Genomic DNA, 15,070 nt, shown 5'->3' with positions numbered 1-15,070 from the left:
CTAAAGCTCTCTACCTCTGCGGGAACGATATCAGCTCATGATTCGACGGCTAGTCCGCATTTAGGAGCATCCCACACAAACGGATCAAGATTTGCGCTGCCTATTTCGACCATCAAGCTGCGTGCGCGTCCCCAAAAACAAAAACGGCCGGATCTTTCGATCCGGCCGCAACGCAAACTCTACTTGGCTAAGCCTACGCCACGCGACGCAACCTAGCCCCGCCCAATTCCAAAATTCGCTTAGCTGGCCTTCTTGACCGGCGCGGCGGTCGGGCCGACCTTCTTCTGGATGGCGCGCTTCAGCTCGAGGGCGCGCGGCGACAGCACGTCGGCCTTGGCCTTGAGCAGGAAGGCGTCGAGGCCGCCATTGTGGTCGACGCTCTTGACCGCATTGGTCGAGACGCGCAGGCGCACGTTGCGCTCCAGGGCTTCGCTGATGAAGGTCACGTTGACCAGGTTCGGCAGGAAGCGGCGCTTGGTCTTGATGTTGGAGTGGCTGACCTTGTGGCCGACGAGGGGGCCCTTGGCCGTCAGTTCGCAGCGGCGAGACATGTCACAAATCCTTCGGTCTGAGCCCCAACGAGTTGCGGCCGCCATTCGGGGCGCCACGGGGGCTAATTCTCTGTCCTTGCAGGGAGCGGGCGGACGTATAGGGGGGAAGGGGCGGGTAGTCAAGGATTTGGCGCCGCGCGGATGGTGCGCTCCCTCCCCCGCTCGCGGGGGAGGGCTGGGGAGAGGGTGCCTCCGCGGCGGGGCAGTTATTATGACTGTTGGTGCCCCCCAGAGGAGAGAGCCCTCACCCGCGCTGCGCGCGACCTCTCCCGCAAGCGGGAGAGGTATTCGAGCCCGCGGCGCCCGATCACCAAAACGGCAATGTTTAAAGCGCCTTACCAACACATAAAGGGCGTATTCACCGCCGAAAGAGTCCACTGAGTTCCCGGCTCTCAGCGCCCGGATGCATTGCTTACGGCCGTAACAGGCTTAAGTAACAACCACTCGCTTCCCGATTGGATCGTCTCGTGCACACGTCACCCCTCTTTCCGCCCCGGCTGCGCTCAGCTGGCCGGCTGGCGCTGGCCGCTCTTGGCGGGCTGGTTGCGGCATGGGCGGCGGAGCCGGCAGCGGCGCAGGGCAAGCTCGAGGCGCAATATGAGGCGACGCTATCGGGCATTCCCGTCGGCCGCGGCGCCTGGAACATCGATATCCAGGACGACGTGTTCTCGGCGGCGGCTAGCGGCGGCACCACCGGCATTCTGAAGTCGTTTGCGGGCGGGTCCGGTACCGGCGCCTCGCAGGGCCGCGTGGTCAACGGCGCGCTGGTCGCGACCGCCTACCAGGCCTCCACCACCACCTCGAAGAAGACCGAAGAGATCCGCATCACGCTGGACAAGGGCAATGTGAAGGAGTTCGGCATCATTCCGGAGCCGCCGGTCGATGCCGACCGCATCGTCGTCACCGAGGCGCATCGCCGCGGCGTCTGGGATCCGATGACGGCCTCATTGGTGCGCGTATCAGGCACCGGCGAGGTGCTGTCGCCGGAGGCCTGTCACGGCAGCGCGCCGGTGTTCGATGGCCGCATGCGCTACGAGCTCAAGCTCGATTTCAAGCGCATGGAGACGGTGAAGGCGGAGAAGGGCTATCACGGCCCCGTCGTGGTCTGCGCGCTGTATTTCGTGCCTGTCGCCGGCTACATCCCCGACCGCCCCGTGATCAAATACCTCGCCGCCCAGCGCAACATCGAGATCGCGTTCGCTCCCGTAGCCGGCACGCGCATCCTGGTCCCGTTCTGGCTGAAAGTGCCGACACCGCTCGGGCCCGCGATGCTGGAAGCGACCAGCTTCATCACCACAGCCCAGCCGCCAAGGGTGGCAAAGACGCAGTGAGCCCATCCTCAGTCGTCATTCCGGGGCGCGCCCCTTGGCGCGAGCCCGGAATCCATCGGCCCACGGAGACCGTCTCACGATGGATTCCGGGCCCGCGCCTGCCGGCGCGTCCCGGAATGACGCAGGAGAGAGTTTTGGCTCACCGCATCAACACCTTACGCCCCGCCACCGCGCCATTCCCCAGCTACCTGTTTCTACTGTGCATGGGGTTGTTTTCGCGAAAATGAGTTTCGCAGCCCTCATCCGGGGAATCCATTTGACTCTACCCCGATTCTGATTCGACTCCGCGCCATCCCCAACTTAACGAAATCCGTCACCCAATCGTCGCTTGTGCGACAGCCCAAAACTCCATCTAGTGCGATGGAAACAAGAGTCCCGCGACATGTTGCGTGAACGTAACAGGACTCACCAGGGAGTGAGCGATTCGGCCGCGATTCGTTCTAGAGTCGTTCCGAAGCTTAAAGCGGACAAGGAAAAGCGTCGCAAAGTGAGACAGTTGCGCGAGATTTGGGGAAGCGTCACCGCATTCTCCGCTGTCATGCCCCGGCTTGACCGGGGCATCCGGTACGCCGAGGCCTCTCGGCTTAGCCGCAGTCGCCGCGGCGTACTGGATCGCCCGGTCAAGCCGGGCGATGACAGTTGTGCGTGTGGCGGACGCTCTACAACGTCCCGCCCCAAACAGCACTGACATTCGCCCCAATCGCCATTACCTAATCATTCAGACATGGCATTTCCTCCCTCCCCCTTCGCTTCCGAGCGCGCGCTTTCCGATCGCGTGCCTGGCGCTGGCGTCACTGCGGTGCTCGGGCCGACCAACACCGGCAAGACCCATCTCGCCATCGAACGGATGCTCGCGCATTCCTCGGGCATGATCGGCCTGCCGCTGCGGCTGTTGGCGCGCGAGGTCTATAACAAGATCGTCGGTCGGGTCGGCGCCGATGCCGTGGCGCTGATCACGGGCGAGGAGAAGATCAAGCCGAAGAACCCGCGTTACTGGGTCTCGACGGTCGAGGCGATGCCGCGCGACCTCGACGTCTCCTTCCTCGCCGTCGACGAGATCCAGATCGCCTCCGATCTGGAACGCGGCCATGTCTTCACCGACCGCATCCTCAACCGCCGCGGCCGCGACGAGACGCTGCTGCTGGGGGCGGCGACGATGCGCCCGATCATCGAACGACTGCTGCCCGGCGTCTCCATGATCACCCGTCCCAGGCTGTCGCAGCTGGAATTCGCCGGCGACCGCAAGATCACGCGCCAGCCGCGCCGGACGGCGATTGTCGCGTTCTCCGCCGACGAGGTCTACGCCATCGCCGAGCTGATCAAGCGCCAGCATGGCGGCGCCGCCGTGGTGCTCGGATCGCTGTCGCCGCGCACACGGAACGCACAGGTCGAGATGTTCCAGAACGGCGACGTCGACTACCTCGTCGCCACCGACGCCGTCGGCATGGGCCTCAATCTCGACGTCGACCACGTCGCCTTCGCCTCCGACCGCAAGTTCGACGGTTACCAGTTCCGCAGGCTCACGCCGGCCGAATTCGCGCAGATCGCCGGCCGCGCCGGCCGCGCCACGCGCAATGGCACGTTCGGGACGACAGGCCGCTGCGGCCCGTTCGAGCCCGAGCTGGTCAACGCGCTCCAGAACCACATCTTCGACCCCGTGAAGATGCTGCAATGGCGCAATTCGAAGCTGGATTTCTCCTCCCTCGGCGCGCTCCAGGTCTCGCTGAACCTGTCGCCCGGCCATGAGACGCTGACGCGGGCGCCGATCGCCGAAGACATGCGCGTGCTCGACCATGCCGCCCGCGACGTCGAGGTGCGCGATATCGCGCATGGCAAGGCCGCCGTGGAGCGTCTCTGGGAGGCCTGCCAGGTCCCGGACTACCGAAAGCTGTCGCCGGCGGCCCATGCCGAGCTCGTCACCACGCTTTACGGCTTCCTGATGCAGAAGGGCTGCATCCCCGATTCCTGGTTCGGCGCCCAGGTCGACCAGGCCGACCGCATCGACGGCGACATCGACACGCTGTCGGCCCGGATTGCTCAGATTCGCACCTGGACCTTCGTCGCCAACCGCCCGGATTGGCTGAAAGACCCCGAACGCTGGCAGGGGATCGCGCGGGAGGTCGAAAATAAATTATCGGATGCGCTCCATGAACGCTTGACTGAGCGTTTCGTTGATCGCCGGACCAGTGTATTGATGCGCCGCCTGCGGGAGAACACGAGCTTGAATACGGAAATCGGCAAGACCGGCGAAGTCATCGTCGAAGGCCATGTCATCGGCCGCCTCGATGGCTTCACCTTTGCACCGGATGCGGCGGAAGCCGGCTCCGATGCGAAAGCCTTGCAGGCTGCCGCGCAAGCGGTGCTCGCCGGCGAGATCAACGCGCGGGCCGAGAAGCTGGGCGCTGCGCCCGACGATCAGTTCGTGCTGACTTCGGACGGCACCATCCGCTGGACCGGCGATGCGGTGGCGCGACTGACCGCCGCAGAGGAGGCGCTGCATCCGCGCATCCGCATCATCTCGGATGAGCGGCTGACCGGTAGCCCCCGCGAGAAGGTGCAGGCGCGGCTCGACCTCTGGCTCAAGACGCATATCGAAAAGCTGCTCGGGCCGATGTTCGAGCTGTCGAAAGCCGAGGACGTCACCGGCATTGCCCGCGGCATCGCCTATCAGCTCGTCGAGGCGCTCGGCGTGCTGGAACGGCCGAAGATCGCCAACGAGCTGAAGGATCTCGACCAGCCCTCGCGCGCCGTGTTGCGCAAATACGGCGTTCGCTTCGGCGCCTATCACATCTATTTCCCCGGCATTCTGAAGCCCGCCGCGCGTGCGCTGGCCGCGCTGCTGTGGGCGCTGAAGCAGGACAATGTCGATCTCTCGGCGCTGTCGGGCGCGCAGCATCTGGCATCTTCGGGCCGCACCTCGTTCCCGGTCGACAAGAGCCTGCCGCGCGATGCCTATCGCGTGCTCGGCTACAAGCAGGCCGGCGAACGCGCCGTCCGCGTCGACATTCTGGAGCGCTTGGCCGACCTGATCCGCCCGGCGTTGGCCTGGCGCGATAACTCGCCCGGCGACAAGCCCGCCGGCGCGTTCGACGGCCGCGGCTTTGTGGTGACGCAGGCGATGACCTCGCTCACCGGCTCCGCCGGCGAGGACTTTGCCTCGGTGCTGCGCGCGCTTGGCTATCGCATGGAGAAGCGTGCGCCTTTGCCGCCGAAGCAGGCGGCGGCTCCTGCGGAGACGCCGGCGGCTGAAGTTTCGGTCGAGACGCCTGCGACCGAGGAGGCCGCAGTCGCTCCGGACACTGCAATTGAAGCTGCCGCCGAACCGGTCACCGTCGAAGACGCGCCCGGCATGGAGCAGCACGACGAGCCCGCGCATGAAGAGCCGGCGCTCGAAGCCTCGCCTGAAGCGCCCGTCACGCCGGAAGATGCGCCCGGCATCGCGCCGCCGGCGGAAGAGATTGCTGCGCCTGCCGAGCCTGCTGCTGAAGCCGCTCCCGCCGAGACCGCCGCGACGGAAGCCGCCGCATCGCCCGATGCCGCCGCGCCCGTCGAGGCCGCACCCGCTGAAGCTGCGGCGACACCCGCCGAGCCCGAGCTTGTCGAGGTCTGGCGTCCTGGCGGCCGTCACGAGGATCGCAAGCCGCGCCACGAGCGCCATCGCCACCAGCGCCACAACAACCAGCGGCCGCAGGCCGGCGCTGTAGCAGCTGCCGCGCCCGCTGAGGGCGAAGCGGCGCAAGCCGCTGACGGCGAGAAGCGCGGCGAGCGTCATCGTCATGGCGGTGGTCATCGTCGCGATGGCGGCAGAGATTTCCGCAAGCCGCGCGAAGGTGGTGCCGAAGGCGCACCGCGCCAGGAAGGGCGCGACGACCGGAATCGCAGCTTTCAGGGCAAGGACCGCGACAACAAGGATCGTGATCGCAACCGCGACAACAAGAAGTTCGGCGGCGATCGCGACAAGGGCCGTGACAATCGTGGCCGTGACCGCGACAAGGGGCGCGACCGCCAGGGCGGCCCGTCGCTGCGTCCCTACGCGTCAAGCGCGAACCCGCGCGAGCGCGATCGTCCAGCCGATCCGAATTCGCCCTTCGCCAAGCTCGCCGCGCTGAAGGAGCAGCTCTCCGGTCGCAAGGAGTAATCCCACGACCGAGCGGCAGCGCCTCGATAAATGGCTGTGGCACGCGCGGGTGGTGAAGGCGCGTACCTCCGCGGCTGAACTCGTCGAGTCCGGACACGTTCGCCTCAACGGCACGCGCGAGAAATCGCCGGGCCATGCGGTCAAGATCGGCGACGTGATCACCGTCGCGCTCGATCGCACCGTGCGGGTGTTGAAAGTGACCGGCTTCAACGAGCGTCGCGGCGATGCGGCTTCTGTGCGCGAGCTCTACGAGGAGCTGAGTGAATCAAAGCGCAATTAATTGCGCTTCGAATTCATTTCTTGGTCGATCAACAACATAAAGCCGTCATGATCGGGGCTTCCCGACCTTGCAGCGCCGGGCCATCCGCGCTACGCAAGCCGCGAGTTTTGAATAAGCTTTTCGGAGCGTTGGATGACTTACGTCGTCACTGAAGCCTGCATCAAGTGCAAGTACACCGACTGCGTCGAGGTCTGTCCGGTCGACTGTTTCTACGAGGGCGAGAACATGCTCGTCATCCATCCGGACGAGTGCATCGACTGCGGCGTGTGCGAGCCGGAATGCCCCGCTGACGCCATCAAGCCGGACACGGAACCCGGCCTGGAAAAGTGGCTCCAGGTCAACGCCGACTACGCCAAGAGCTGGCCGAACATCACCCAGAAGAAAGAATCACCTGCCGACGCAAAGGAATTCGACGGTCAGGAAGGCAAGTTCGACAAGTATTTTTCGCCGAACCCGGGCTCCGGAGACTAAATTCCGGCGTAAACTTAACCCTAATACCTTCGTTAGGGCTGAAAACCAGCCCTCAAGACCCCTAAATCATTGATTTTTGCGGGAAATGTGCTATATTGGGCACATTAAGCTGAACCCCCGTCAGCCCAGTTGGCCCCGTTGGGTTCCCGTGAAACCAAATGTCGAACAGGGGCGTGGCAGTTTCCGCGCGCAGGCTGTGTCACAGAAAACGCGTAAAAAGAGTACTTCAGCGAGGGCTTCCCATAAGGAGGCCAAAAAAGTCGCCGCGGCCAGCCGTAGCGCATCCAAGGGTCGGGCCGCTGCGAAGGCGCCGCCGGCTGCAAAGTCCTCGAAGAACAAAAGAAGCGCAATGCCTAACAAGACTGCCAAACCGGCCGCGAAAGCGACCGTTGCCAAGCCTGCTGCTGCCAAGGCTCCCGCTCACAAGCCCGTTGCTCCGAAGGCTCCCGTTGCTGCCGCCCCTGCCAAGGCTCCCGTTGCTGCTGCCAAGCCGGCCGTGAAGGCCGCTGCACCCGCGCCGAAGGTCGAGGAAAAGAAGGTCGTGACCCAGCGTCAGGGTTTCAAGGCCAATGAATTCGTCGTCTACCCCGCTCACGGCGTCGGCCAGATCCTGGCCATCGAGGAGCAGGAGATCGCCGGTGCGAAGCTCGAGCTGTTCGTCATCAATTTCATCAAGGACAAGATGACGCTGCGCGTTCCGACTGCGAAGGTCGCCAACGTCGGCATGCGCAAGCTGTCCGAGCCGGCGCTGGTGAAGAAGGCGCTGGAGACCCTCAAGGGCCGCGCCCGCGTCAAGCGCACCATGTGGTCGCGCCGCGCCCAGGAATACGAAGCGAAGATCAATTCGGGCGACATCGTCGCGATCGCGGAAGTCGTGCGCGACCTCTATCGCTCGGAGTCGCAGCCCGAGCAGTCCTACAGCGAACGTCAGCTCTATGAAGCGGCGCTCGATCGTCTGTCCCGCGAGATCGCGGTGGTGCAGCACTCGACCGAGACCGAAGCGGTCAAGGAGATCGAGGCCCAGCTCGCCAAGAGCCCGCGCCGTACCAATGCCAAGGCGGAAGCCGCCGACGGCGAAGGCGAGGCGGATGCCGAGGGTGACACCGACGATACCGACGGCACGACCGTCGCCGACGAGGCCGCGTAAGCGTCTCGCGTCGATCGCAATCAATCAAAAGCCCGGCCGGTTGGCCGGGCTTTTTGCTTTTGGTCGATTGTCAACCGCAATGCTCAACCGAACTCAGCGCAGGCGCCACTCCATTTCAGTTCCTGCTCGTGTAGACGCATGCGGGCGAGAGCAGCCTACTTCACCGGCCGCTTCTCGAGCTTCCTGGCTAACGTCCGCCGGTGCATGCCCAGCCGCCTTGCCGCTTCCGAGATGTTGAAATCCGTCTCGATCAGGGTCTGGTGAATGCGCTCCCATTCCAGGGTCTTGATCGAGGTCGGCCGCACGTCCAGCGCGACGTCGGCGTTGCCTTCGGCCTTGTTGAAGGCGGCTTCGATGTCGTCGGTGTTGGAGGGCTTGGCGAGGTAGTGGCAGGCGCCGAGCTTGATGGCCTCGACAGCGGTCGAAATGCTGGCAAAGCCCGTCAGCACCACGATCAGCATTTCTTCGTCGTGGGTGTGTAACACCTCGACACAGGCAAGGCCCGAGGCGCCGCCGAGCTTGAGGTCGACCACGGCGTAGCCGAAGGATCGTCCTTCCAGGACTTTCCGGACCTCCTCGATCGAGGCGGCGAGCACGACCTCGTAGCCGCGGCGCTCGAACGAGCGCTTCAGCGTGCGCGCAAAGCCTTCATCGTCCTCGACGACGATGAGCGAACGGTCAGACGTCAAAGCTGCCTCCGATCGCGAGCGTGGCGAGCGGCAAGGTCAGGCGGACGGTGGCGCCGCGCTTCCTGTGATTCTCGGCGGTCACGCCGCCCCCTAGCTTGCGCACCACGTTCACCACCAGGAACAGGCCGAGCCCGCCGCCGGCGCGGCCCTTGCTCGATTGATAGGGCTTTCCGAGCTGCGCCAGCATTTCCGGCGCGAAGCCCGGGCCACGGTCGCTGATCGAGAGCACCAGATTGTCGCCCTCGCGTTCGGCGAGCAGCTCCACCCAATCGCGCGAGACCTCGTAGGCGTTGTCGAGGACGTTGAAGATCACCTGCTTCAGTGCGATGTCGGAGACGATCGCGACATCCTCGCCAAAGGTATTGACGAAGTACAGCGTCCGCGCCGAGCGCGCGTCGCGCCATTCCTCGACCAGCGCGGTGACGAAGGCCGTCACCGTCGTCGGCGACGATCCTTCGCCGCGGGCCTCGCCGGCCGACACCAGAATGCCCGTCACGATGGTCTTGCAGCGTTGCAGCGAGGTTTCCATCTCCGTGAGGTCCTCGGCGAGCTCCTGATCGGCTGCGAGATCCGGCATGCGGCGCCAGTCGCTGAGGATGACGGAGAGCGAGGCGAGCGGCGTGCCGAGCTCGTGCGCGGCGCCGGAGGCGAGCAGGCCCATGCGGACGATGTGATCCTGCTCGGCGGCGTGCTGGCGCAACGCCGCCAGATGCGCGTCACGCTCGCGCAAATTCCTGTTGATGCGGGTGACGAACACGACGAGCAGCACGGCGTTGAGGATGAAGCCGAGCAGCATCCCGGTGACGGTGAGCGTATAGGTTTCGCTCAGCGGATTCGGCGGCAGGTCGAGCGGCCGGTAGGCCATCGTCAGCCACACGAAGCTCGCGCAGCTCAGCGCCACCAGCGACCAGGTCGAGCGGGCATCGAGCAGCACCGCACCGAGCGTGACCTGAAGCAGGAACAGCGAGGTGAAGGGATTGGTGGCACCGCCGCTGAGGTAGAGCTGCGCGGTCAGCGCCGCGACATCCAGCATTAGCGCGACCAGCAGCTCATTGTTGGTGATCGCGGCGCGATGGCGCACCCAGACCAGGCTCGAGACATTGAGCAGTACCAGCGCGCCGATCACCGCGCCCATGCGGGTCAGCGGCAAGGGAATGCCGAGCCAGAAATGCACCCCGCCGATCGTCACGATCTGGCCGACCACCGCGGTCCAGCGCAGCTGGATCAGCAGAGCCATGTTCTTGCGGTTGGTCTCGTCGTCGGTCGGGGCAGCGCCAATCAGCTCGCTGCGCGCGTCCGCCTGCGACTGCAGCGTGACCGCCAGCTCGCCGTAAGTGTTCCCGTCGTCAGGTCGGTTCGACGATCGTTCCAACATCTGATCCCGTCCTGCGGGCGGAGGCATCCGAGCCGCCGGCCGGTTCGTGGACGAAGCGCGTGCGGCGGAACAGCCCGCCGCGGAATGTGACGAAAAGTCTACCGGCCAGCATGAAAGCCAGGGCAAACCACGTCAGTGCGTAGACCAGGTGGTTATTGGGAAAGCGGACCACGGTCAATCCGCCGATGGGACCGTTGCCGGATTGTGATCCGGCATCGGCATCGACGAAGAAGGGCGCGGCGTTTTGGAGGTCGCGAGCCGCCGCGATCGCGGTCACATCTCGCGAATACCAGCGGTTGTGCTGGGGCGCGTTGTCCCTGAGAAAACCGCCCTTTGGCTCGGTGATGCGCAAAAGGCCGGTGATCTCGACCTGGCCGTCCGGATTGCCGCCCTGGCGCGTCGATGGGTCGCGCCGCTCGGACGGCACGAAGCCGCGGTTGACCAGGATAAGCGTGCCGTCGGCACGCTGCAGCGGCGTCAGCACCCAATAGCCGGGACCTGCTTCGGTAACGGCCTGAACCAGGGTCTCGCGGTCGTGCAGGAAGCGGCCGGAGGCGCTGACATGCCGGTATTCGTCGCTTGCAGCGGTGATCGCCGGCCACGAAGCCCGCGAGGGAATGGGCTGCGCCGGGGCATGAACGCGCTGCTCGACGCGGTCGATCAAGGCGAGCTTCCAGGCGCGGCGCTCGACCTGCCAGACGCCGAGGGCCATCAGCACAACGAAGGCGGTGAGCGAGAGAACCGTGAGCCACAAGGACGGACGCGCAGCCCTTGCGGGGCCGCGCATGTCGTGTTCGTCGTGGCTCACGAGATCGCTCACTTCATTCCCGTCATCTCGTGGATCGGCATCATGTTGCTGTTGAGGTGGTTCATTACCCACAGCGAACCGGACAGCGCGATCACCACCATGACGATGGTGAAGATCAGCGCCATCATGCTCCAGCCGTTCTCGGACTTGGGGCTCATGTGCAGGAAGTAGATCATGTGCACGACGATCTGCACGACCGCGAAGACCATGATGACCAGCGCGGTGATCTGCTTGCTCGGCAGCGTGCCGCTCATCACCAGCCAGAACGGGATCGCGGTGAGCACCACCGAGAGCACGAAGCCGAGCATGTAGGTCGAGAACGTGCCGTGGGCGTGGCCGTCGTCGTGGTGATGATCGTCCGCGTGGGCGGCGTGGGTGTCGGTGTTCATCGCAGAACTCCCAGGAGATAGACGAAAGTAAAGACGCCGATCCAGACCACATCGAGGAAGTGCCAGAACATCGACAGGCACATCAGGCGACGGCGGTTGGCCTCGATCAGGCCGAAACGCCAGACCTGCACCATCAGGGTCACCAGCCAGATCAGGCCGCAGGAGACGTGCAGGCCGTGGGTGCCGACCAGAGTGAAGAAGGCGGACAGGAAGGCGCTGCGCTGGGGCGTGGCGCCCTCATGGATCATGTGGGCGAACTCGGTGAGCTCGATGCCGATGAAGGCGGCGCCGAACAGGCCGGTGATCAGGAGCCACATCTGCGTCTGGGCGATCTTGTTCTGCTGCATCGTCAGCATCGCAAAACCATAGGTGATCGACGACAGCAGCAGCATCGAGGTGTTCACCGCGACCAGCGACAGGTCGAACAGATCCTTCGGCGCGGGACCGGCGGCGTAATTGGCGCCGAGCACGCCGAAGGTGGCGAACAGGATCGCAAAGATGAGGCAGTCGCTCATCAGGTAGATCCAGAAGCCGAGCGAGGTGCTGTAGCCTTCCGGATGCGGGTGTTCGTCGGCGAGGTAGAAGACCGGCTCGCCGGTCTGGACAGGATTGACAGCGATAGTCATTTACTTGGCTCCGGCGAGCAGTTTGGTGCGCGCGTCCTCAGCCCGGATGACATCGTCGGCCGGTATGTCGAAGTCGCGGTGATAGTTGAAGGTGTGACCGATCCCGACGGCGAGCATCGCGATGAAGCTGGCAGCCGCCAGCCACCAGATGTACCAGATCAGGCCGAACCCCATCGCGGTGGCGAAGCCGGCGAGAATGATGCCGGTGCCGGTGCTGCTCGGCATATGGATTGGCTTGAACCCGGTGAGCGGACGCTGGTAGCCGCGCTTCTTCATGTCCCACCATGCGTCATTGTCGTGAACGACGGGGGTGAAGGCGAAGTTGTAGTCCGGCGGGGGCGAGGAGGTCGCCCATTCCAGCGTGCGTGCGTCCCAGGGATCGCCGGTAACATCCTTGAGCTGCTCGCGCTTGAGGAAGCTGACGGCGAACTGCATCAGCATGCTGAGGATGCCGAGGAAGACGAGGCCGGCGCCGATCGCGGCGATGACGAACCAGATCTGGAGGCTGGGATCGTCAAACACGCGCAGGCGGCGGGTCACGCCCATCAGGCCGAGCACATAGAGCGGCATGAAGGCCATGTAGAAGCCGGTGACCCAGAACCAGAACGACAGCTTGCCCCAGAACGGATCGAGCTTGAAGCCGAATGCCTTCGGGAACCAGTAGTTGATGCCGGCGAACGCGCCGAACACCACGCCGCCGATGATCACGTTGTGGAAGTGCGCGATCAGGAACAGGCTGTTGTGCAGGACGAAGTCGGCCGGCGGCACAGCGAGCAGCACGCCGGTCATGCCGCCGAGCACGAAGGTCAGCATGAAGGCAATGGTCCACAGCATCGGCAGCTCGTAGCGGATACGGCCGCGATACATCGTGAACAGCCAGTTGAACATCTTCGCGCCCGTCGGGATCGAGATGATCATCGTGGTGATGCCGAAGAACGAGTTGACGCTGGCGCCCGAGCCCATCGTGAAGAAGTGGTGCAGCCAGACCAGGTACGACAGGATCGTGATGACCACGGTCGCGTAGACCATCGAGGTGTACCCGAACAGGCGCTTGCCGGAGAAGGTCGAGGTCACTTCCGAGAAGATGCCGAAGGCGGGGAGAACCAGGATGTAGACCTCGGGATGGCCCCAGATCCAGATCAGGTTCACGTACATCATCGGGCTGCCGCCGAAATCGTTCGTGAAGAAGTTGGTGCCGACGTAGCGGTCGAGCGTGAGCAGCGCGAGCACGACGGTCAGAACCGGGAAGGAGGCGACGATCAGGACGTTGGTGCAGAGCGAGGTCCAGGTGAAGACCGGCATCCGCATCATGGTCATGCCGGGGCAGCGCAGCTTCACGATGGTGCAGATCAGGTTGATGCCGGATAACGTCGTTCCGACGCCGGCGACCTGCAATCCCCATATGTAATAGTCGACGCCGACGTCTGGACTGTAGCCGATGTTGGACAACGGCGGATAAGCCAGCCAGCCGGTGCGGGCGAACTCGCCGATGAACAGCGAGGCCATCACCAACACCGCGCCGCCGACCGTCATCCAGAAGCTGAAATTGTTCAGGAACGGGAACGACACGTCACGCGCGCCGATCTGCAGCGGCACGACGAAGTTCATCAGGCCTGTCACCAGCGGCATCGCCACGAAGAAGATCATGATCACGCCGTGGGCGGTGAAGACCTGGTCGTAGTGATGGGAGGGGAGGAAGCCTTCGGAGCCGCCGAATGCGAGCGCCTGTTGCGCGCGCATCATGAGGGCGTCGGCGAAGCCGCGCAGCAGCATCACGATGCCGAGGATCATGTACATGACGCCGATGCGCTTGTGGTCCACGCTGGTGAACCACTCGCGCCAGAGATAGCCCCAGAGGCGGAAATAGGTGAGGCCGCCGAGCAGCGTGGTGCCGCCGAGCGCGACCACCGCGAAGGTGCCGACGAGGATCGGCTCGTGCAGCGGCAGCGAATCGATGCTGAGACGGCCGAAGATGAGCTTGAGAAGATCAGGAGACATGCGAGCTCTCTTTAGGAGTCTGACTTCAGGAGTCTGACCTCAGGAGTTTGACTTGGGACGTTGTCCGAGGAAGAAGGACGAGGACTTCAACGGCGCGAAAGTCGGCCGCTTCAGGCCGGCACCCAGGAGCGGCGCTGTGTCGAGCGGCGCCTTGATCGCGGCCGTCGTCTGGCCTTGCGGCGCATCCGGCGTGCAGGTGCCGGCGACGAAGGTCGGCTCGGGCCCAAGGGCGGTGCCGCGGCGGGCATATTTGTCGTAGGCCAGCGGCAGGGTGTTGTTCAGGCCCTCATGGCCGAGACCGCCCTTGGCGTCGATCGCCATCATCTCGCTCTGGCACATCTTGCCGGTCTCGACGCACATGTTGAGGATCAGGCGGTAGAGATCGGCATCGACCGCGCCGTAGCGGCGCACCGGCTCGTTCTCGCTCGGTTTCTCGAGTTGGAGATAATCGGCGCGGCCGAGCGAGCCGCCGGCGGATTTGGCCTGCGCGACCCAGGCGTCAAAACCCTTGTCGTCGAGGCCCTGGAAGTTGAAGTGCATGCCGGAGAAGCCGGCACCGCTATAGTTCGCCGAAAAACCCTTGTAGGTGCCGGCGTGATTCACGACCGCGTGGAGCTTCGTCTCCATGCCCGGCATCGCGTAGATCTGGCCGGCCAGCGCGGGGATGTAGAACGAGTTCATCACTGAGGACGCGGTGATGCGGAAATTGATCGGACGATCGACCGGCGCCGCCAGGTCGTTGACGGTGGCGATGCCGTAGTCCGGATAGATGAAGAGCCATTTCCAGTCGAGCGCGACGACGTCGACCTCGAGCGGGGCCTTGGACTGATCCACGGCGCGGTCGGCATGGATGCGGCCGAGCGTGCGATAGGGGTCAAGCAGATGCGTGCCCATCCAGGTCAGCGCGCCCAGGCAGACGATGATCAGCAGCGGCGCCGACCAGATCACGAGTTCAAGGCTGGTCGAGTGGTCCCATTCCGGCTCGTAGCGGGCCGAGGTGTTGGACTGGCGGTAGCGCCAGGCGAACAGCACCGTCAGCGCCATCACGGGGACGACGATCAGGAGCATCAGGACGGTGGAGATGATGACGAGGTCGCGCTGTTGCGCGGCGATATCGCCGGCTGGCGCCAGCACGACGTAGTTGCAGCCACTGAGCGCAACTGCCAGGGGTAGCAGCGCCAGGATCTTGAGACGGGACACGGGCCGAGCCTTTGAGAATGAGTTTCCTATGCGGGGCCAAGGGGTAGCTGCGGCGCAGCAATCCGGA

The 15,070-nt window shown here is 64.5% G+C and carries 12 protein-coding genes and 1 pseudogene; 5 read left to right on the top strand and 8 right to left on the bottom strand.

What is annotated here, in order from left to right; translation table 11 throughout:
- Positions 1 to 239 precede the first annotated feature (239 nt).
- Entirely contained in the window at positions 240 to 551 is a 312-nt protein-coding gene (gene rpmB, locus YUA_RS0141455; RefSeq protein WP_027535901.1) for a 50S ribosomal protein L28, read from the bottom strand.
- 521 nt (positions 552 to 1,072) lie between these two features.
- Here rpmB and YUA_RS0141450 point away from each other — a divergent pair.
- The 5 genes and pseudogenes from YUA_RS0141450 to YUA_RS49600 all read left to right on the top strand — a co-directional run bounded on the left by YUA_RS0141450 (position 1,073) and on the right by YUA_RS49600 (position 7,918).
- Positions 1,073 to 1,882, top strand: coding sequence for a DUF3108 domain-containing protein (locus tag YUA_RS0141450; RefSeq protein ID WP_027535900.1), 810 nt, complete (start codon positions 1,073 to 1,075; stop codon positions 1,880 to 1,882).
- 724 nt (positions 1,883 to 2,606) lie between these two features.
- Positions 2,607 to 6,020, top strand: a complete 3,414-nt coding sequence (locus tag YUA_RS0141445; RefSeq protein WP_027535899.1) for a helicase-related protein — start codon at positions 2,607 to 2,609, stop codon at positions 6,018 to 6,020.
- Positions 6,021 to 6,030: 10 nt separating this feature from the next.
- Positions 6,031 to 6,300 (top strand): annotated as a pseudogene (locus YUA_RS0141440) (RNA-binding S4 domain-containing protein); the annotation flags it as partial.
- Positions 6,301 to 6,432: 132 nt separating this feature from the next.
- A complete protein-coding gene (gene fdxA / locus YUA_RS0141435) occupies positions 6,433 to 6,771 on the top strand; it encodes a ferredoxin FdxA (RefSeq protein WP_027535897.1) in 339 nt (112 codons plus the stop codon).
- 349 nt (positions 6,772 to 7,120) lie between these two features.
- Entirely contained in the window at positions 7,121 to 7,918 is a 798-nt protein-coding gene (locus tag YUA_RS49600; RefSeq protein WP_198029599.1) for a CarD family transcriptional regulator, read from the top strand.
- Between the two features lie 155 nt (positions 7,919 to 8,073).
- On the opposite strand, the gene YUA_RS0141425 is transcribed toward YUA_RS49600, so the two are convergent.
- The 7 genes from YUA_RS0141425 to cyoA are packed head-to-tail and all read right to left on the bottom strand — an operon-like array spanning position 8,074 to position 15,003.
- A complete protein-coding gene (locus YUA_RS0141425; protein ID WP_027535895.1) occupies positions 8,074 to 8,607 on the bottom strand; it encodes a response regulator transcription factor in 534 nt (177 codons plus the stop codon).
- Positions 8,597 to 9,982, bottom strand: coding sequence for an ATP-binding protein (locus YUA_RS0141420; protein WP_027535894.1), 1,386 nt, complete (start codon positions 9,980 to 9,982; stop codon positions 8,597 to 8,599). Before YUA_RS0141420 ends, YUA_RS0141425 begins: the two co-directional genes overlap by 11 nt.
- Positions 9,954 to 10,769 carry an SURF1 family protein gene (locus YUA_RS0141415; protein ID WP_027535893.1) on the bottom strand — a complete coding sequence of 272 codons (816 nt, stop codon included), beginning with the start codon at positions 10,767 to 10,769 and terminating at the stop codon, positions 9,954 to 9,956. Before YUA_RS0141415 ends, YUA_RS0141420 begins: the two co-directional genes overlap by 29 nt.
- A 29-nt stretch (positions 10,770 to 10,798) precedes the next feature.
- Complete coding sequence (gene cyoD / locus YUA_RS0141410; protein ID WP_027535892.1) at positions 10,799 to 11,179, bottom strand: cytochrome o ubiquinol oxidase subunit IV; 381 nt, start codon at positions 11,177 to 11,179, stop codon at positions 10,799 to 10,801.
- Positions 11,176 to 11,805 (bottom strand): cytochrome o ubiquinol oxidase subunit III, encoded by a 630-nt coding sequence (cyoC, locus tag YUA_RS0141405; RefSeq protein WP_027535891.1) that lies wholly within the window; start codon positions 11,803 to 11,805, stop codon positions 11,176 to 11,178. Before cyoC ends, cyoD begins: the two co-directional genes overlap by 4 nt.
- The gene (gene cyoB / locus YUA_RS0141400) at positions 11,806 to 13,803 is read right to left on the bottom strand and encodes a cytochrome o ubiquinol oxidase subunit I (RefSeq protein ID WP_027535890.1); all 1,998 of its coding nucleotides are present in this window, start codon (positions 13,801 to 13,803) and stop codon (positions 11,806 to 11,808) included.
- Positions 13,804 to 13,842: 39 nt separating this feature from the next.
- Entirely contained in the window at positions 13,843 to 15,003 is a 1,161-nt protein-coding gene (gene cyoA, locus YUA_RS0141395; protein WP_027535889.1) for a ubiquinol oxidase subunit II, read from the bottom strand.
- Positions 15,004 to 15,070 lie beyond the last annotated feature (67 nt).

The organism is Bradyrhizobium sp. WSM3983 (assembly GCF_000473045.1).
Lineage (GTDB): Bacteria > Pseudomonadota > Alphaproteobacteria > Rhizobiales > Xanthobacteraceae > Bradyrhizobium.
This window is presented reverse-complemented; position numbering and strand designations above follow the sequence as displayed.

Coding starts and splice junctions, on each gene's coding strand:
- fdxA (WP_027535897.1), top strand. CDS start 6,433: ATGACTTACGTCGTCACTGAAGCCTGCATCAAGTGCAAGTACACCGAC.
- YUA_RS49600 (WP_198029599.1), top strand. CDS start 7,121: ATGCCTAACAAGACTGCCAAACCGGCCGCGAAAGCGACCGTTGCCAAG.
- YUA_RS0141445 (WP_027535899.1), top strand. CDS start 2,607: ATGGCATTTCCTCCCTCCCCCTTCGCTTCCGAGCGCGCGCTTTCCGAT.
- cyoB (WP_027535890.1), bottom strand. CDS start 13,803: ATGTCTCCTGATCTTCTCAAGCTCATCTTCGGCCGTCTCAGCATCGAT.
- cyoD (WP_027535892.1), bottom strand. CDS start 11,179: ATGAACACCGACACCCACGCCGCCCACGCGGACGATCATCACCACGAC.
- YUA_RS0141415 (WP_027535893.1), bottom strand. CDS start 10,769: ATGCGCGGCCCCGCAAGGGCTGCGCGTCCGTCCTTGTGGCTCACGGTT.
- YUA_RS0141420 (WP_027535894.1), bottom strand. CDS start 9,982: ATGTTGGAACGATCGTCGAACCGACCTGACGACGGGAACACTTACGGC.
- cyoC (WP_027535891.1), bottom strand. CDS start 11,805: ATGACTATCGCTGTCAATCCTGTCCAGACCGGCGAGCCGGTCTTCTAC.
- rpmB (WP_027535901.1), bottom strand. CDS start 551: ATGTCTCGCCGCTGCGAACTGACGGCCAAGGGCCCCCTCGTCGGCCAC.